Annotated in this window: 19 protein-coding genes; 6 read left to right on the forward strand and 13 right to left on the reverse strand. The window is 64.3% G+C overall.

All coding sequences use genetic code 11. From position 1 onward, the window contains the following. Positions 1 to 77: 77 nt before the first annotated feature. Complete coding sequence (locus HGI30_RS11595) at positions 78 to 755, reverse strand: Na-translocating system protein MpsC family protein (protein WP_235680105.1); 678 nt, start codon at positions 753 to 755, stop codon at positions 78 to 80. 177 nt (positions 756 to 932) lie between these two features. Between HGI30_RS11595 and HGI30_RS11600 the strand changes: the two genes are divergently transcribed. Beyond that, positions 933 to 1634: an HAD family hydrolase gene (locus HGI30_RS11600; protein WP_168907712.1), complete on the forward strand. Its 702-nt coding sequence runs from the start codon at positions 933 to 935 to the stop codon at positions 1632 to 1634. A 12-nt stretch (positions 1635 to 1646) separates the two neighbouring features. Here HGI30_RS11600 and HGI30_RS11605 read toward each other — a convergent pair whose 3' ends face one another. After that, positions 1647 to 1856 carry a hypothetical protein gene (locus tag HGI30_RS11605; RefSeq protein WP_168907713.1) on the reverse strand — a complete coding sequence of 70 codons (210 nt, stop codon included), beginning with the start codon at positions 1854 to 1856 and terminating at the stop codon, positions 1647 to 1649. Positions 1857 to 1940: 84 nt separating this feature from the next. Next, entirely contained in the window at positions 1941 to 2270 is a 330-nt protein-coding gene (locus tag HGI30_RS11610) for an antibiotic biosynthesis monooxygenase (RefSeq protein WP_168907714.1), read from the reverse strand. A 177-nt stretch (positions 2271 to 2447) separates the two neighbouring features. Between HGI30_RS11610 and HGI30_RS11615 the strand changes: the two genes are divergently transcribed. Further along, positions 2448 to 3374 carry a DMT family transporter gene (locus HGI30_RS11615; RefSeq protein WP_235680106.1) on the forward strand — a complete coding sequence of 309 codons (927 nt, stop codon included), beginning with the start codon at positions 2448 to 2450 and terminating at the stop codon, positions 3372 to 3374. A gap of 19 nt (positions 3375 to 3393) precedes the next feature. On the opposite strand, the gene HGI30_RS11620 is transcribed toward HGI30_RS11615, so the two are convergent. Continuing rightward, positions 3394 to 3654, reverse strand: coding sequence for an HPr family phosphocarrier protein (locus HGI30_RS11620; RefSeq protein WP_168907716.1), 261 nt, complete (start codon positions 3652 to 3654; stop codon positions 3394 to 3396). A gap of 160 nt (positions 3655 to 3814) precedes the next feature. Between HGI30_RS11620 and HGI30_RS11625 the strand changes: the two genes are divergently transcribed. Then, positions 3815 to 3952 (forward strand): hypothetical protein, encoded by a 138-nt coding sequence (locus HGI30_RS11625; protein ID WP_168907717.1) that lies wholly within the window; start codon positions 3815 to 3817, stop codon positions 3950 to 3952. A gap of 142 nt (positions 3953 to 4094) precedes the next feature. Here the strand turns inward: HGI30_RS11625 and HGI30_RS11630 are convergent, their stop codons facing one another. From HGI30_RS11630 to deoC, 6 genes are all read right to left on the reverse strand, one after another. Next, on the reverse strand, positions 4095 to 4700 hold the full coding sequence (locus tag HGI30_RS11630) for a thymidine kinase (RefSeq protein WP_168907718.1): 606 nt from the start codon (positions 4698 to 4700) through the stop codon (positions 4095 to 4097). Between the two features lie 61 nt (positions 4701 to 4761). After that, complete coding sequence (locus tag HGI30_RS11635) at positions 4762 to 5811, reverse strand: M42 family metallopeptidase (RefSeq protein WP_235680107.1); 1050 nt, start codon at positions 5809 to 5811, stop codon at positions 4762 to 4764. 31 nt (positions 5812 to 5842) lie between these two features. After that, positions 5843 to 7144 (reverse strand): pyrimidine-nucleoside phosphorylase, encoded by a 1302-nt coding sequence (locus HGI30_RS11640; protein ID WP_168907719.1) that lies wholly within the window; start codon positions 7142 to 7144, stop codon positions 5843 to 5845. Between the two features lie 202 nt (positions 7145 to 7346). Beyond that, positions 7347 to 8054 carry a purine-nucleoside phosphorylase gene (gene deoD, locus HGI30_RS11645; RefSeq protein WP_168907720.1) on the reverse strand — a complete coding sequence of 236 codons (708 nt, stop codon included), beginning with the start codon at positions 8052 to 8054 and terminating at the stop codon, positions 7347 to 7349. 38 nt (positions 8055 to 8092) lie between these two features. Next, positions 8093 to 9265 carry a phosphopentomutase gene (deoB, locus tag HGI30_RS11650; RefSeq protein WP_168907721.1) on the reverse strand — a complete coding sequence of 391 codons (1173 nt, stop codon included), beginning with the start codon at positions 9263 to 9265 and terminating at the stop codon, positions 8093 to 8095. A 132-nt stretch (positions 9266 to 9397) separates the two neighbouring features. Beyond that, the gene (gene deoC, locus HGI30_RS11655) at positions 9398 to 10075 is read right to left on the reverse strand and encodes a deoxyribose-phosphate aldolase (protein ID WP_168907722.1); all 678 of its coding nucleotides are present in this window, start codon (positions 10073 to 10075) and stop codon (positions 9398 to 9400) included. A 279-nt stretch (positions 10076 to 10354) separates the two neighbouring features. Here deoC and HGI30_RS11660 point away from each other — a divergent pair, with 279 nt between their 5' ends. Next, a complete protein-coding gene (locus tag HGI30_RS11660) occupies positions 10355 to 11617 on the forward strand; it encodes a DNA glycosylase AlkZ-like family protein (RefSeq protein ID WP_168907723.1) in 1263 nt (420 codons plus the stop codon). A 194-nt stretch (positions 11618 to 11811) separates the two neighbouring features. Here HGI30_RS11660 and HGI30_RS11665 read toward each other — a convergent pair whose 3' ends face one another. Then, on the reverse strand, positions 11812 to 12327 hold the full coding sequence (locus HGI30_RS11665; protein WP_168907724.1) for a DinB family protein: 516 nt from the start codon (positions 12325 to 12327) through the stop codon (positions 11812 to 11814). Between the two features lie 170 nt (positions 12328 to 12497). On the opposite strand from HGI30_RS11665, the gene HGI30_RS11670 reads away from it, so the two are divergent. After that, positions 12498 to 13067, forward strand: a complete 570-nt coding sequence (locus HGI30_RS11670) for a CGNR zinc finger domain-containing protein (protein WP_328805092.1) — start codon at positions 12498 to 12500, stop codon at positions 13065 to 13067. An 18-nt stretch (positions 13068 to 13085) separates the two neighbouring features. Continuing rightward, on the forward strand, positions 13086 to 13562 hold the full coding sequence (locus HGI30_RS11675) for a GNAT family N-acetyltransferase (protein WP_168907726.1): 477 nt from the start codon (positions 13086 to 13088) through the stop codon (positions 13560 to 13562). Positions 13563 to 13681: 119 nt separating this feature from the next. Here the strand turns inward: HGI30_RS11675 and HGI30_RS11680 are convergent, their stop codons facing one another. Continuing rightward, positions 13682 to 14473 (reverse strand): SDR family oxidoreductase, encoded by a 792-nt coding sequence (locus HGI30_RS11680; RefSeq protein WP_168907727.1) that lies wholly within the window; start codon positions 14471 to 14473, stop codon positions 13682 to 13684. Between the two features lie 81 nt (positions 14474 to 14554). Further along, on the reverse strand, positions 14555 to 15625 hold the full coding sequence (locus HGI30_RS11685; protein ID WP_168907728.1) for a lactonase family protein: 1071 nt from the start codon (positions 15623 to 15625) through the stop codon (positions 14555 to 14557). Positions 15626 to 15632 lie beyond the last annotated feature (7 nt).

A 15632-nucleotide genomic window follows, 5' to 3' on the forward strand; every position in this document is an offset into this window, starting at 1 on the left:
AAGAGCCTCGGAACCAAGCCGCCATGGGGCAGCTGTCTCCTCGGCTCATGTTCAGCGTGGCAATGGCCATCTGTTCATTAAGTCGATGTTTCGGATGGAAAAGTGAATACGATGATGCTCTGGTCCTGATCGAACTTCCAGTCCAGGTAGATCCCGTCCGGCGTCCGTCCGAGCGCTTGGTTCATATCGACCTCCGTCACCAGCAGCGACTTCTCGAGCGCCCGCTTGGCGACCCGCAGAGCGGGCTCGTAGCCTGCCCTCAACAGCTCCTTCTCGAGCTTGATGAGGATGCCGGATCGGACGATGACGAGCGTGCGCGCGTTCGTCCAGAACGAATGCATGGCGTCGGGCATCTTCTCCGCCTCGGCCGAGATGCGCTCGACCTGGCGATGGATATACTCCTTGCCGCGATACGATTCCTGGTACCGGTCGAACAGCGAGCTGTCCACGAGGCCGATCATGATTCCGGAATGGTTGTCCAGATTCCAGTCGTAATAAATGTGCTGAAGCTCGAGACCAAGCGTGCGGAGGATCAAAGCCTTGAACTCCGGCACAAGCAGGTCCATCACCAGCTGCCGCGTATCCCGTACGGCCTCGTCCTTGTTCTGCTGGAGCATTATTTTCTCCACGACGCTGACGAACTGGCGGAAATGCATGCTTACGCATACCTCGTTGGCGGAAACGTAAATCGACTCCGGCCCTTTGCCGAAGCGGTCCCGGAGCAGCTTCCCCATCTGGCTCGTAAGCTGAGTCATAGCCATGCGGTTCTCCAAGACTGAACTCATCCTTCTTCCCCGACTCTCCTATTTAACCACGAAAATAAGTTCCGCTTACGTTGTGGAACGAATCGTATTATAGCACAAGCCAAATGTTTCCGTCATCTGTTTGCTTCTCCTTGTTCGCGATCGGCAGGACATGATACGATACGGATTATGGACACCAATACCTCTCCCCTGAAATGGATCTTTTTCGACGTCGGCGAGACGCTGGTCGACGAATCCGAGCCGATCGAGGACATCACCCGTCAGCTCATCGCCGCCGCCGGACGCCGAGGCATCGCCGTCCAGCGCGAGCAGGTGCGCGAGCTGTGGATGGAAGCGCATCGCCGCTTTTCCCCGTTCCCGATGGCGGACATCCTGCAGGCGCTGTTCCCGGGCGACGAGCTGCGCCGTGCGATCTGGTCCGAGATGAAGTACCGCAAGGAGCTTGACCGGCCGTTTCCGGGCGCGCTCGGCCTCTTGCAGCGGCTGCGCGCCTCCTATCGGATCGGCATCATCGCCAATCAGAGCGCCGGAACGGCGGACCGGCTGCGCTCCTACGGCCTGCTGGAGCATATCGACGAGGTGTTCGCCTCCGCCGAGCTGGGCCTCGCCAAGCCCGACCCCAAGCTCTACGAATACGCGCTGCAGGCGACAGGCTGTCCGCCCGCCCAGTCGCTCATGGTCGGAGACCGCATCGACAACGACATCGTGCCGGCCAAGCATCTCGGCATGCGGGCGGTCTGGGTCCGCCAAGGACTGGCGCTGCGCCAGTACAGCCCGTCCCGGACCAGCCGTCCGGACGGGATCATCGACGCGATCGGCGAGCTCGAGGGCTGGCTCGCCGCCTGGCCGTCCGCGCCGCCGCCCCTATGACAAAGACCGCTCCTAGGAGCGGTCTTTGTCATAGGACAGCGATGCGCCGCTGTCGCCCGTCGCAGGTGCGGCCGGTCGGCCGTCGCCGAAGTCTTCGTCTTCCTCGTCGGAGTCGTCGAGCTTCTTGAAGCCGATCCAGAACAAAACGAGCATGCCGATCATAAGGACGGCGAATAAGCTTAAATAAAACCAGTCTACCGGAGTCGAGGATTCTGCGTGCATCGTTCAAAGCCACTCCTTCCTGCTCCTAGTGTAACGGATCGGATCAGGGCGATGATGGCTCTTTTGGGCTATAAATGTGACAAATCACGTACCCTTGCGGATCGGCTCCTTGACCGCCGCCAGCTCGTAGCGGGAAACCTCCGTATCCAGCACGTACTCCGGCTTTTCCTGCCCGCGGCTGTTGCGATGGCCCTGGATATGGACGTCGCTCTTCTCCCAGTTTTTCCAAGCCTGCTCCGATTCCCAGCGGATCTGGACGATGACCTCCTCCTCGCCGCGCCCCACGACCTTCTGAAGGATCTGAATATCGACGAACCCGTCGAATTCCTGCACCGGACCCGGCTTGCTGAACCGCTCGACGACTTGTCCGGCGTGTCCTTCCTTCACTTTGATCCTTCGTTGGATGACCAGCATCTGCATTCCTTCTTTCTTCGCTTGAAGTCCCGCATATGTCCAGTCTAATTGATAATAATTATCACTGTCAAACAATCGAGCCGAAGCTTGATCGAGACTGGAGCGGATCGTACAATGGACGTTATGGCCCTTACAACTAGACCTCGATTTCCGCTTGTCGTCCCGTTGCTCGTCGGCATGGCCGCGATCTCCTTCGCCCCGATCCTCGTGCGCTACTCGGATGCGCCGGTATCCGTGCAAGGTCAGTACCGCATGCTGCTCACGTTCCTGCTTCTGCTTCCGTTCGCGTGGAAGCAGCTGCCCGCGATCCGCAGGCTGACGCTCCGGGACTGGGCGCTGCTCGCCGGCGCCGGCTTCTTCCTGGCGCTGCATTTCCTGCTTTGGATGGCGTCGCTCTCCTATACGTCGATCGCCAGCTCGACCATCATGCTGACGCTGGAGCCCGCTTTCGTGGCGGCTCTCGCCTTCTTTTTCCTGCGGGACCGGCTGGGCAAGCTGGCCATCGTCGGCATGGCGATCTCCATCGGAGGCGCCGTGCTCGTCAGCTCCGGCGACTTCGGCCTCTCTCGCACGGCCTTCTTCGGCGACGCCCTGTCGCTGCTGTCGACCGTCGCGATCGCCTTCAACATGATCCTCGCCAAACGGCTCCTCGAGCGGATGCCGGCATTCGTCTACAGCCTGGTCGTCTTCGGCGTGACGACGGTGCTGTTCGCCGGCTACAACGGCGCCTTGGGCTATTCCATGACCGATTACCCGCCTCGCGAATGGATGATCTTCCTGCTGCTTGCCGTCATCCCGACCGTCTTCGGCCATCTGCTCTTCAACTGGCTGCTGCAGCATCTGCGGGCGACGACCGTCTCGATGACCGTGCTTGCCGAGCCGATCGGCGCCAGCCTGCTTGCCTTGATGCTGTTCGGCGAGACCTTCGGCGCGCTCCAGCTTATCGGCGGAGCCGTCATGATGGGCGGATTTGCCGTCTATTTGCGCGGCGAACGCTCCGCAGAACCGCCGGCAGCCGTCGCTGCCCAAGCGGCCGGCGACATGGAGCCGGCTCCGCCTGGCGGCGCCTGCGCCTCGTCCGCTTCGGCTTCGACCGCGCCTTAGCCCGCCCTCCCGCAGCCGGCTATTCCTTCTCGAGCGCGTCCAGCATGGCGGCGAACGCCTCTTCCTCGTCTTTTCCGCGCACGCGCAGGAACACTTCGGTCCCTCGGCGGATCGGCAGGAGCAGCATGCCGAGCAGGCTTTTGACATCGACGATGTTGATGTTGTCGCCGCTAGCGAATTCCAACTTGATGTCGGACTGGAACGTCGCCGCCTCCGCCGACAGGCGCGTCAGGTCTTCACGGCCGAAATCGGCCTGGATGATGAATTCATGCACTCTCATGCTCCTCTGACCTTCCTTGACGATGAGATGGGCTTGCTTTCCTCTTCTTTCTGTATGGATATTCGGCCAGCCGCCAAAGGTTCCTGCGTTCGGAAGGAAGCGAGGCTTAAAGCCGGCCGGATGGGGTAAAGATGAAAAAGAGGAACGGAGGCGAAGCGACATGATGATGACCCCATTCGAGGACAGGCTGTACGCCATTCTGTTCTATGTGCTGGCAGCGGCCGTAGTCGCCGGCGTCGGCATCTGGGTGCTGCGGCTCAGCCGCAAGGCCAAGCGCGACAAGAACCGGGGCGGCTGACGCGCCCGAGCCCGATCATCGCGAAAAAGCCTCCGCAAGCCCGCCTTCTGGGCGGCTTGCGGAGGCTTTTTCCGTGCCTTTTGAACGTATTGCCTGGCGCGATGCGTCGAGCGATGGAGCGATGGGGCGATGGAGCGTCCGGCTACGCTTCTTCCTGCTTCTGCTCCGCGAAGGCGGCCTTGTAGCACTTGCGGCATACCGGTTTGTAGTCCTCGTTGCCGCCGATCTGGATCTGCTCGCCTTCGTTCGCCGGCAGGCCGTCCACATAGCGGATGACCATCGTCGCCTTGCGGTCGCAGAACCAGCAGATCGTTTTGATTTCCTCGATCTTGTCCGCCTGGGCGAGCAGGTAGTAGCTGCCCTCGAACAGCTCGTTGCGAAAATCGTTCTTGAGGCCGAACGCCATGACGGGAACGCCCAGCTCGTCGACGACGCGCGTCAGCTGGTCGATATGCTTGCGGCTGAGGAACTGCGCTTCGTCCACGAGCACGCAGTAGATCCGCTTCTCGGCTCCCGGCGGCTGATGCGCCGCGACCTGCCGGTACAGATCCGTGTCCTCGCCGACAGGGATCGCCTTGCGCTTGAAGCCGACCCGCGAGCCGACCTCGTCCTTGCCGGTGCGAGTGTCGATCGCCGGCGAGAAGATGAGCACCGCCTTGCCCTGCTCCTCGTAGTTGTGCGCGACCTTGATGATTTCGAACGACTTTCCGCTGTTCATCGTGCCGTACTTGAAGTAAAGCTGCGCCAATCCGGCTCCCTCCTGCTTCCGCTTCGAAAGCTGCCGGCCGCTTGCGCGGCCACTGCTTCCATTAGTCCATGATGTATGCCAGCAGCAGCGCGGCCGTTCCGAGCACCGCCTCGGCATGGGTGCGCTCCATGCCGTGGGAGGCGTGCACGCCCGGGCCGATGAGCGCGGCGCGGATGTTCGCGCCTCCCCGCAGCGCGGCGCTAGCATCCGAGCCGTAGAACGGATAGATGTCGACGGCATGCGGAATCGATTGGGCGCCGGCGAGTGCGATCAGGCGAGAGGTCATGTCGTAGTCGTACGGACCGGAGGAGTCCTTCGCGCAGATCGACACATCCTTCTCGGTGGCGCTGAGGTCGTCGCCCATCGCCCCCATGTCGACGGCGATCATCTCGACCGTATCGGCCGGCACCCAGGAGCTGCCGTGGCCGACCTCTTCATAGGTCGAGACGAGCAGCTTGACCGGCCGCTTCAGCTGCAGCCCGCCGCGGCGCACCGCTTCCATGAGCGCCAGCAGCGCGGCGACGCTCGCCTTGTCGTCGAGATGGCGCGACTTGATCCAGCCGCTGCCGATTATCCGCACGCGCGGATCCCAGGAGACGAAGTCACCAGGCGCGATGCCGAGCGCGAGCGTCTCGGCGCGGCTCGAGCTGTCGGCGTCGAGGCGCACCTCCATGCTTGCCTCGTCCCGCTTCTGCGCGCGCGATTCGGGATAGACGTGGACCGAAGGCATCGTCGAGAGCACCGTGCCCTCGTAGACGCGGCCGTCGCGCGTGTGGACGAGGCAGTACTCGCCCTCCACGGTCGACATGTCGTAGCCGCCGATCGGCGTCATGCGCAGCTTGCCGTCGGACTTGACCGAGCGCACCATCGCGCCGAGCGTATCGACATGCGCCGTCAGCAGCAGCGGCTCACCGTCCTCGCCCCCCAGGTCGATCAGGCCGTTTCCTTTGGGCGTGCGCTCGAACGGGAATCCGAGCCGGCGCGCCTCCGCCTCGATCTTGTCCATGATGGCGGCGCAGAACCCGCTCGGGCTCGGCGTCTCCAGCAGCAGCTTCAGCTGGTCGAGCAGGTAGGCCGGGTCCAGCTTGTCTTTCCAGATCGTTCTCGTCAACGCCTCTCGCCTCTCTTTCCGATGAATCCGATCATTCCGTTACGATGCCGCGCACGAGCACCGGAGACTGCGCCGACGGCGCGATGTCGATCGCCGCGTAGAGGCGCTCGAGAACGTCGCCGACCTGCTCCGTCGCGGCATGGATCGTCGCCAAGGATTCGCCGGCCTGCACGGCGTCGCCGACCTTCTTGCGCAGCACGATGCCGACCGACAGGTCGATCTCCGACTCCTTGGTCGCCCGTCCGGCGCCGAGGATCATCGCCGCCGTGCCGATCGCGTCCGCCGTCATGCCGGAGACGAAGCCGCTCTCGCGGGCAGGCAGCTCGATCCGGTACGGCGCTGCCGGGAGCCGGTCCGGATCGTCCACGACGGATGGATCGCCGCCCTGGTTCGCGATGAACTCCTTGAACTTGTCCAGCGCCTTGCCGCTCGCGAGCAGGTCTTTAAGCAGCGCCTCGGCCTCCTCGATGGAGCCGGCGGCGCCGCCGAGATAGACCATCTGGCTGCCGAGCGCCAGGCACAGCTCCAGCAGGTCGTCCGGACCTTCGCCGCGCAGCGTGTCGATCGCCTCCCGCACCTCAAGCGCGTTGCCGATCGCAAGCCCAAGCGGCTGGCTCATGTCCGAGATGACGGCCATCGTCTTGCGTCCGACCTGGTTGCCGATGGCGACCATCGCCGCGGCGAGGCGGCGGGCATCCTGCTCGTCCTTCATGAACGCGCCGGCGCCGGTCTTCACGTCAAGCACGATCGCGTCGGCGCCGGCGGCGATCTTCTTGCTCATGATCGAGCTGGCGATGAGCGGGATCGACTCGACGGTGGCCGTGACGTCCCGCAGCGCGTACAGCTTCTTGTCGGCGGGGGTCAGATTGCCGCTCTGGCCGATGACGGCGATCGACGACTCGTTGACGCGGGCGGCGAACTCCTCGCGGGTCAGCTCGACATGGAAGCCCGGAATCGCCTCCAGCTTGTCGATCGTGCCGCCGGTATGGCCGAGGCCGCGACCGGACATCTTCGCTACGGGCACGCCCGCAGCGGCGACGAGCGGAGCGAGCACGAGCGTCGTCGTGTCGCCGACTCCGCCGGTCGAATGCTTGTCCACCTTGACGCCCTCGATGTCCGACAGATCGATCGTCTCTCCCGACTCGACCATCGCCATCGTCAGGTCGGCCCGCTCGCGATCGGTCATGTCGCGGAAAAAGACCGCCATCGCCCATGCGCTCACCTGGTAGTCCGGGATGCGGCCGTCCGTGTAGCCATCGACGATGAAGCGGATCTCCTCCGTCGTCAGCTCTCCGCCGTCTCTTTTCTTCTCGATCAGCTCGACCATTCTCACGGGCGCTCCCCCTTCGTTAACCTGGTTTTTATTTTACATCATTAATCATCTTTCGGTTGGCCAATGGCTGGCGAAATCCTTGTCGGAGCCGCCTCTTCAGGCGGCTTGATTTAGTTCATGACATTTAATAAACCTGTGGATTCGCGCCGTCGTTTCATGTCATTAAAGATCGAACCGCCTGCCGCGCCGAATCGGCATCGGCTCAAAGTCCGGCCGCAGTCTCCAAAGCCGCCACCATCATGTCATTGAAGGTCGACTGGCGCTCCTCGGCGGTCGTCTCCTCGCCGGTCAGCAGATGGTCGCTCACCGTCAGCACGGTCAGCGCCTGCGCGCCATGGCGGGCCGCGATCGTGTACAAGGCGGTCGTCTCCATCTCGACGCCGAGCACGCCGTGGTCCATGAGCCGCTGCACGGCCGTCGTATCTTCCTTGTAAAAGACGTCGGTGCTGTAGACGTTGCCGACATGCACGTTCATGCCGGCCGCCGTCGCATGCTCGTAGGCGGACTTGAGCAGGCCGAAGCTGGCGATCGGCGCGAAGTCGTAGCCGAGGAACTGGTTGCGGTTCATGCTGGAGTCGGTGCAGCTCGCTTGTGCGAGAATCACGTCCCGCACCCGGACGCCTGGCTGCATCGCGCCGCAGGTGCCGACGCGGATCAGGTTGCGCACGCCGTAGCTGCGGATGAGCTCGTTCGCGTAGATGCTGATCGACGGCAAGCCCATGCCCGAGCCTTGCACGGAGATCCGTTTTCCTTTGTACGTGCCCGTGTAGCCGAGCATGCCGCGCACCTCGTTGTACAGCTCGATCTCGCTCAGATACGTCTCGGCGATATATTTGGCGCGCAGCGGATCGCCCGGCAGCAGCACCGTTTCCGCGATCTGTCCTTCTTTGGCTCCGATATGGACGCTCATGGGGTCATCTCCTGTTCGTAGGTTGGATAGCCGTCGGCTTAGCGAAGCTCGCCGAGGAAGCTCTTGCCGTGCTCCGGAGCGGCGACGCCGAAATTGTCCGCGACGGTCGCGCCGACATCGGCGAACGTGAGGCGCAGCGGCAGCTCGCGTCCGCCCGCGAAGCGCGGCGAATAGACGAGCAGCGGCACGTACTCGCGCGTGTGGTCGGTGCCGGGGTAGGTCGGATCGTTGCCGTGATCGGCCGTCACGAGGAGCAGATCGTCGCCGTTCAGCCGCTCGATCACCGCCGGCAGCTGGGCGTCGAAGGCCTCCAGCGCCCGCCCGTAGCCCGCAGGATCGCGGCGATGGCCGTACAGCGCGTCGAAATCGACCAGGTTGAGGAAGCTGATGCCGGTGAAGTCTTCCCCGCAAACCTCCGTCAGCCTCGCCATGCCCTCCGCGTTGGACGCGGTGCGGATGCTGCGCGTCACGCCTTCGCCGTCGAAAATGTCGGAAATCTTACCGATCGCGACGACGTCCCGGCCGGCATCCTGAAGCGCATTCATGACCGTCGGCTGGAACGGCTTGAGCGCGTAGTCGTGGCGTCCCGCCGTCCGCTTGAACGTGCCGGGACCGCCGACGAACGGACGGGCGATGATCCGTCCGAGCATGTACGGGTCCTCGAGCGTGATTTCCCGGCAGAACTCGCAGATCGCGTAGAGCTCGGGCAGCGGCACGATCTCCTCGTGCGCGGCGATCTGCAGCACGGAGTCGGCGGAGGTGTAGACGATGAGCGCCCCGGTGCGCATATGCTCCTCCCCGAGCTCGTCGATGATCTCGGTGCCGCTGGCCGGCTTGTTGCCGATCACCTTGCGCCCCGTATAGGCCTCGATGCGGTCGATCAGCTCCTGCGGGAAGCCGTGCTCGAAGACGCGGAACGGCGTGTCGATGCGCAGGCCCATCAGTTCCCAGTGGCCGGTCATCGTATCCTTGCCGCTCGACGCCTCCTGCATCCTTCCGTAAAACGCCCGCGGCTCGTCCGCCGGCTCGATGCCCTGAAACGGGCGGATATTGGCTAGGCCGAGGCTGCCCATGACGGGCATGCGCAGGCCTCCCTGCGTCTCGGCGATATGGCCGAGCGTATCGGCGCCGACATCGCCGAACGAGGCCGCGTCGGGGGCCTCGCCGATGCCGACGGAATCCATGACGATGATATGGATGCGTTTGAACATGACATCAAGTCCTTTCCTGGTCCTTCCTGCTGCTCTATCATAGCGGAATCGCCGCCGCGCGGGCAACTTGTCCGCCTCCAAACCAAACAGCCGAAAAACCGGGGTTTTTCGGCTGCAGCCGAGCCTGCTGGATCAGTAATTGCCTTCCGAGCGGCCGCCTTCCATGATCTTGACGCCGGAGCTGGCGCCGATCCGCGTCGCGCCTGCGGCCACCATGCGCTGCATGTCCTCGAGGCTGCGCACGCCGCCCGAAGCCTTGACGCCGATGTCGGGTCCGACCGTGCGGCGCATGAGCGCGATGTCCTCGGCGGTCGCGCCGCCGGTCGAGAAGCCCGTCGACGTCTTGACGAAGTCCGCTCCCGCCCGCACGGAGCATTCGCAGGCGCGGACCTTCTCCTCGTCGGTCAGCAGGCTCGTCTCGATGATGACCTTGACGATCGTCTTGCCCTCGGCCGCCTCCACGACGCCGCGGACATCCGCCTCGACATCGGCGTCGCGACCGTCCTTGAGCGCGCCGATGTTGATGACCATGTCGATCTCGCCGGCGCCGGAAGCGATCGCGTCCGCCGTCTCGAACGCCTTGACGCGGCTCGTCGTCGCGCCGAGCGGGAAGCCGATGACGGTGCATACCTTCACGTCGGTGCCCGCAAGCGCCTCGGCGGCCGTGCGCACCCACGTCGGATTGACGCAGACGGAGGCGAAGCCGTACTTGCGCGCCTCCTCGATCAGCTTGGCGATCTCGGCGGCGGTCGCGTCCGCGCGCAGCAGCGTGTGGTCGATCATTCCGGCGAGCTGTTGTTGCTGTTGCATGTCATAACCACTCCATTCTTGAACTGCCTCCATCATAGCACCGCGCTGAACAAATGTACAAGCAGGCTCAATCATATGTTCAGCGCGAGCCCCCGCACCTTGGTCATTGTTCCCTGCCTTTCCTTCCCTATCCTTTCGGGCGGGTCGCGCTGCAAAAAACCGGCGGGGCCGAGTTTTCCCGATCGCCTTCCCGCCGGAATCGATTTTGCCCTTTCTTCACGAGGCGGAATTCGTTATACTAAGCAAAATAGAACATTCGTTCGAGGAGGAGTCGACCGCATGGCTCATCGCAAGCTCAAGCTGTCCCGCACGGAAGCCCGCCGCTTCCTGCTCGATTATCACGGCCTCGGACCGGAGCGGCGCTACCGCGGCAAGTCCGGCATCATGGACTATATCCGGCAGGCGGGCTGCATCCAGTTCGACCCGCTCGACCCGGCCGGCCGCAACGCCGAGCTGGTGCTGCAAGCCCGCGTGGAGCGCTTCGAGCCGAGCCAGCTCGACGATCTGCTGTATGGAGATCGGCTGCTTGTCGACGGCATGGACAAAGTGATGAGCATCTACCCGTCCGCGGACTGGCCGGCATTCCGAAGAACCCGCGACGCCGCCCGCACGCGCTACGGCTCCATCCCCGAGGTCGCGGCGTTCGTGCCCGTCGTGCGCGAGGCGCTGGAGGCCAGGGGGCCGCTGCTCTCGCGCGAGCTGGAGAGCGGCGTCAAGCTCGACTGGGCCTGGTCGCCGGCACGCCAGGCCAAGGCGACGATGGAGAGCATGTACCTGTGGGGAGAGCTTGTCATCGACCGCAAGCAGCGCAACCAGCGCGTCTACCAGCTGGCGGAGAAGCTTTTCCCCGAGGAGCTGCTTGGCGCTCCGGACCCGCATCCCGCAGACGAGGACTATGCGCGCTGGCGGGTGCTGAGGCGGGTCGGAGGCGTCGGGCTGCTCTCTCCGCGCATGTCGGACGCCTGGGTCGGCACCGCTTTCCTCAAGGCTGCCGAGCGGGCGCGCATCTTCCGCGAGCTGACGGAGCAGGGCCTGCTCGTCGAGGTGGAGACCGAAGGGCTGAGCGCGCCTCATTACGCGCGTACCGCCGATCTGGAGCGCTGGCTCGATTCGGACTCCGCCGAGCGCTGGACCTCGCTGCCGCCGCGCACCTCCTTCCTCGCGCCGCTGGACAACATTCTCTGGGATCGGCGCCTCATCCGCGAGCTGTTCGGCTTCTCCTATATCTGGGAGGTCTACAAGCCAGCGGCGATCCGGGAGTACGGGTACTACACGCTGCCGGTGCTCCAGGGCGATGCGTTCATCGCCCGCATGGAGCCGGGCCGGCTGCCGGGCGGAGACCGGGCCGTGCTCGGCTGGTGGACGGAGCCCGGCGTCCGCCTGACCCGGGACAGCCAGCGCAGCCTGGCGCTGGCCTTCGCGGATTTTCGCGCTTATCTCGGCTGCAGCCGGCTCGCGATCTCCGAGCAGGCGGCTGCGGCCGAGCCGCGCCTGGAGCGTCTCGCCCAGGCCGGGGCGCGGCCGAGGCGTACGACGCCGTAGGAGCCGGACCGTCCGGCGCGGCCGACTCCCCGCGCTTGCGTCGCCCAAGCAACAAGCAAGAGGCGAGCCCGGAACGTCCGGCCTCGCCTCTTCGCGCTGCTTGCTTGTCATGCGTCTTCGAGACAGGCGGCGCGGCATCCGCGCCACCCGTACTTATCGCCCGCTCCGCCTGCGCGCCAGACCGCCGCTGCGCTCTAGCTGAACGAGCGCGTCGGAGCCCAGGACCCTTGAAGCTTGCGGACGAAAATGATCTGTCCGGCGTGATACGCATCGTGAACCGCTAGGCTGTTTACCCACGTTCCCGCCTCCGAGTTGCTGCCGATCCGTTTCTCGTAGCTGCTGTCGTCCTCCCACTCGCGGAGAATCGATGCGATGTCCGCATGCGCCTTTTCCAGCCTGCGCCGCGTCTCCTCCCAAGCCGCTCCCTCCGCCCCGAGGGCGGGCGCCTGGAACGTATCCGTATTGGTCACGCCCTCCGCTCTCGCGCCGCTTTCTCCCCGCCACGCCCGCAGGAAGGCCTCCTTGTAGAAGATCAGGTGATGGACCGTCTCGCGGATCGTGTTGGCTGCGGCTCCTTGCGGGCGCCAATCCGCCTGCTCCTCCGTCACGCCCTCGAGGGCGGCCTGCAGCGGCGGCGACCAGTCCTCCTTGCTGTACGCAAATTCCCATGCCTTCTCCACCAAATTCGTCTTCTCCCGGTTCGAGCCCATTGCGCTTGTCTCCCTTCCCTGGCCACGTTATAATGGCGATGTTGTCGGTAACGATGGAATTGAGGTTTGATCGTTACCCGCTGCTGTCCTTACTATACCCTGGACCGCTTCTTTTGTAACCACCTTTTCTCTTTTAGGACGTTACCACTTGACCCATGGAAGGAACTGCCATGATCTGGGAAGACTTCGCAAACAGCCTTTGGCATGACTGGAGAGGCAGCGGCGCGAGCGAGGACCGTCTTTTTCAAGCCTCATGGAGGCAATGGTTCTGGAGCAAGCATGGTCCGGACGCTGCCCGGATGCCCGAGCCTACCCCGACCGAGCTGGCCGAGCTTCAACGCCTGCGGGACGAGCTCCGCCGCCTCACCGCCGCACTCGTTGGCGCCCGTCGCGACTCGCTTCCGCTGACCGCATCGGAGCTGGAGCCTTTCCAGGCGGAGCTGCAGGAAGCTCCTTTCCGCCTGGACCTGCAGCTGGAGCAAAACGCTCTGCGGCTGGAGCGGCGTCCGCTCGCCTCGGACTGGCAGGCGATCCGCTTCCGCGTCGCCGCCGCCTACGCGGACATGCTGGCAAGCGGCGGAGCGGAACGGCTGCGCATCTGCGATAACCCGGACTGCAAGTGGATTTACTACGACGAGACGAAAAACCGGTCCAAGCGCTATTGCGACGACAAAGCATGCGGCAATCTGCTCAAAGTGCGCCGGTTTCGCGAACGCGCGCGCCAGCATCCTAAAACCTGACCCGATAGGAGAACGACCATGGACCTGAGCTTGCACAAGATCGACGTCGCCGACGCGGACGTCTCGCGGGAGCTGCGCCTCCTGCAGACCGCAGCGTACCGCGAGGAGGCGAAACAAATCGGATTCGACGCCATTCCCGGCATGAACGAGAGCCACGAGGAGCTGCTTGCCTGCCCGGCTGAGTTTTACGGCTGCCGTATAGGCGATCGGCTGGCCGGAGCGGTTGCGGTCGAGCCGGAGGCTGACGGCAGCGCAACGATTGCCCGGCTCGTCGTGCATCCGGATTTTTTCCGGCGCGGCATCGGCCGCTTCCTGCTGAAGGAAGCGCTCGCCCTCCACTCCGGAAAGACAATTCTCGTCTCGACCGGCGAGGCCAACGCCCCTGCCGTCTCTCTCTACCTCTCTTCCGGCTTCAAGCCCGACGGCCGCTTCGAGCCGGCTCCGGGCCTTTGGATCGCCCGGTTTCGCCTGGCCCCTGACGTGTCCGATCGTTGACCCCATTCCGGTCGGCCTTCTAAGTCCGTTCCAACCAAAAGCTGCCCCGCCGGTCCATAGGATGGACCGGCGGGGCAGCTTCTATTTCAATCGACCGCTCGGAGGAAGAAGGTCGCCGCCTACAGCAGCGACTCCGCTCCGTCGATGTAGATGTCGGTCCCCGTCACATGCGACGACAGGTCGGACGCCAGGTAAGTGACGAGATCGGCCACTTGAGACGCCTTGCCCGGCTTGCCCGCCAGCGGATGCGAGCCCTCCGGATATTCGACCGGAATCTTCGCCTTCTCGGCTTCCTCCGTCCGCTCCGTGTTGTCGTCGATATTGGTCTCGATCGCGCCCGGGCAGACGGCGTTGACGCGGATCCGATGCGGGGCGAGCTCCAGCGCGGCCATCTTCATGAGCGCGACCTGGCCGGCCTTGGACGCGCTGTAGGCGGTGGCTCCCGTATTGTTGAAGATGCGGTTGCCGTTGATCGAGCTCGTGATGATGATGCTGCCCCCGCCTTGCTTCTTGAGATGCGGGACGGCATATTTGAGCGTCAGGAAGGTGCCGCGCAGATTGATGCCGAGCGTCTGGTCCCAGTCCTCGACCTCCATGTCCTCCAGCGTCGTCCACACCCCGTTGATGCCGGCATTGGCAAAAACGATGTCGAGCCTGCCGAAGCGCTCCGCGATCTCGTTGATGCCCTTCTCGACCGCCTCGGCGTCGCTGACGTCCGTCGGCGCGACCCACGCCTCTCCGCCTTCGCGCTCGATTTCGGCCTTGACCTTCTCCGCTTCCTCCGGCGTCCGGTCGAGGAAGCCGACCTTCGCGCCGCGGCGCGCCAGATCAAGCGCCGACGCCCGGCCGATGCCGGAGCCTCCGCCGGTGACGATGGCGACCTTTCCTTCGAGAAGCTTGTCTGCTTGCATGGCTCTCACCCTTTCGATTCCATATCCCCATCAAGACCAGCATGGCCCCGATGCTTATAAAGGATACTTAATCGCGCCGCATCAAGCTTGAAACGGCTGAATGCAGACCGGCTGCGAAACGCCTTGCTTCCGGCCGGCATAAGTCAGCTTGCCGCTCTCGGCATCGACGGAAAAAATCGTCACGGAGTCCGTATCCTTGTTGGCGGCGAGCAGCCAGCGTCCGCCCGGCAGCAGCGCGAAATGGCGCGGGTGACGGCCTTCGACGGAAACGTGCTGGATCGGCTCCAGCTTGCGGCCGCCCTCCCCGACGGCAAAGACGGCCAGACTGTCATGGCCTCGGTTGGAGCCGTAAACGAACCGCCCGTCCGCGGAAACCGCCACTTCGGCGCAGGTATTGTCCCCCTGCCAGCCCTCAGGCAGCGTCGACACGTAGCCGAGCTCCTCGAGCGCCCCGGTCTCCGGCTCGTAGCCGAGCACGCTGACGGTCGAATCGACCTCGTTGATGACGTAGGCATATCGCCCGCCCGGATGGAAAGCCAGATGGCGCGGCCCCGCTCCGGGATGGATCGGGTTGTCGCGGACCGGAACCATGCGCTCGTCCTCCAGCCGGTACGTCCGGATGAGGTCGAGGCCGAGATCCTGGACGAACGCCCAGCGGCCGTCCGGGCTGAAGCGGGTCGAGTGCGGATGCGGGCGGTCCTGCCGCTCCGGATCGACGCTGCGGCCCGCATGCTGCGGCTGGTCGAGCCGGCGTCCGATGCGGCCGTCCTCCTCCAGCTCCATCAGTCCCGCCATCCCGCCGTGATAGCTGACGACGATCAGCCGCCGGCCGTCCGGGCTGCGCTCGATATGGCAGGTCGGTCCGTCGGTCGTCGGCGCTTCTCCGATGCGCTCGAGCGTTCCTTCGCCGGCATCGAACCGGTAGGAGACGGCGGTGCCGCATTTGCCTCCGGCCGCGTTCGCGCCTTCGGATATGACGTACAGCTTGCCCCCTTGCGGGTCCACATGCAGGAACGTCGGATTGCGGAGGCCGTCCGCCTCCGCCAGCAGCTCCAGCGCCAGCTCCTCCTCGTTCCAGCGGTACAGATGGACGCCTGGTCCTGCCGGCTGGGCATAGGAGCCGACGAACAGATACGTTTGCTTTTCGTTCATGAGCTTC

The organism is Paenibacillus albicereus (assembly GCF_012676905.1).
In the GTDB taxonomy this organism is placed as follows: Bacteria; Bacillota; Bacilli; order Paenibacillales; family Paenibacillaceae; genus Paenibacillus_O; species Paenibacillus_O albicereus.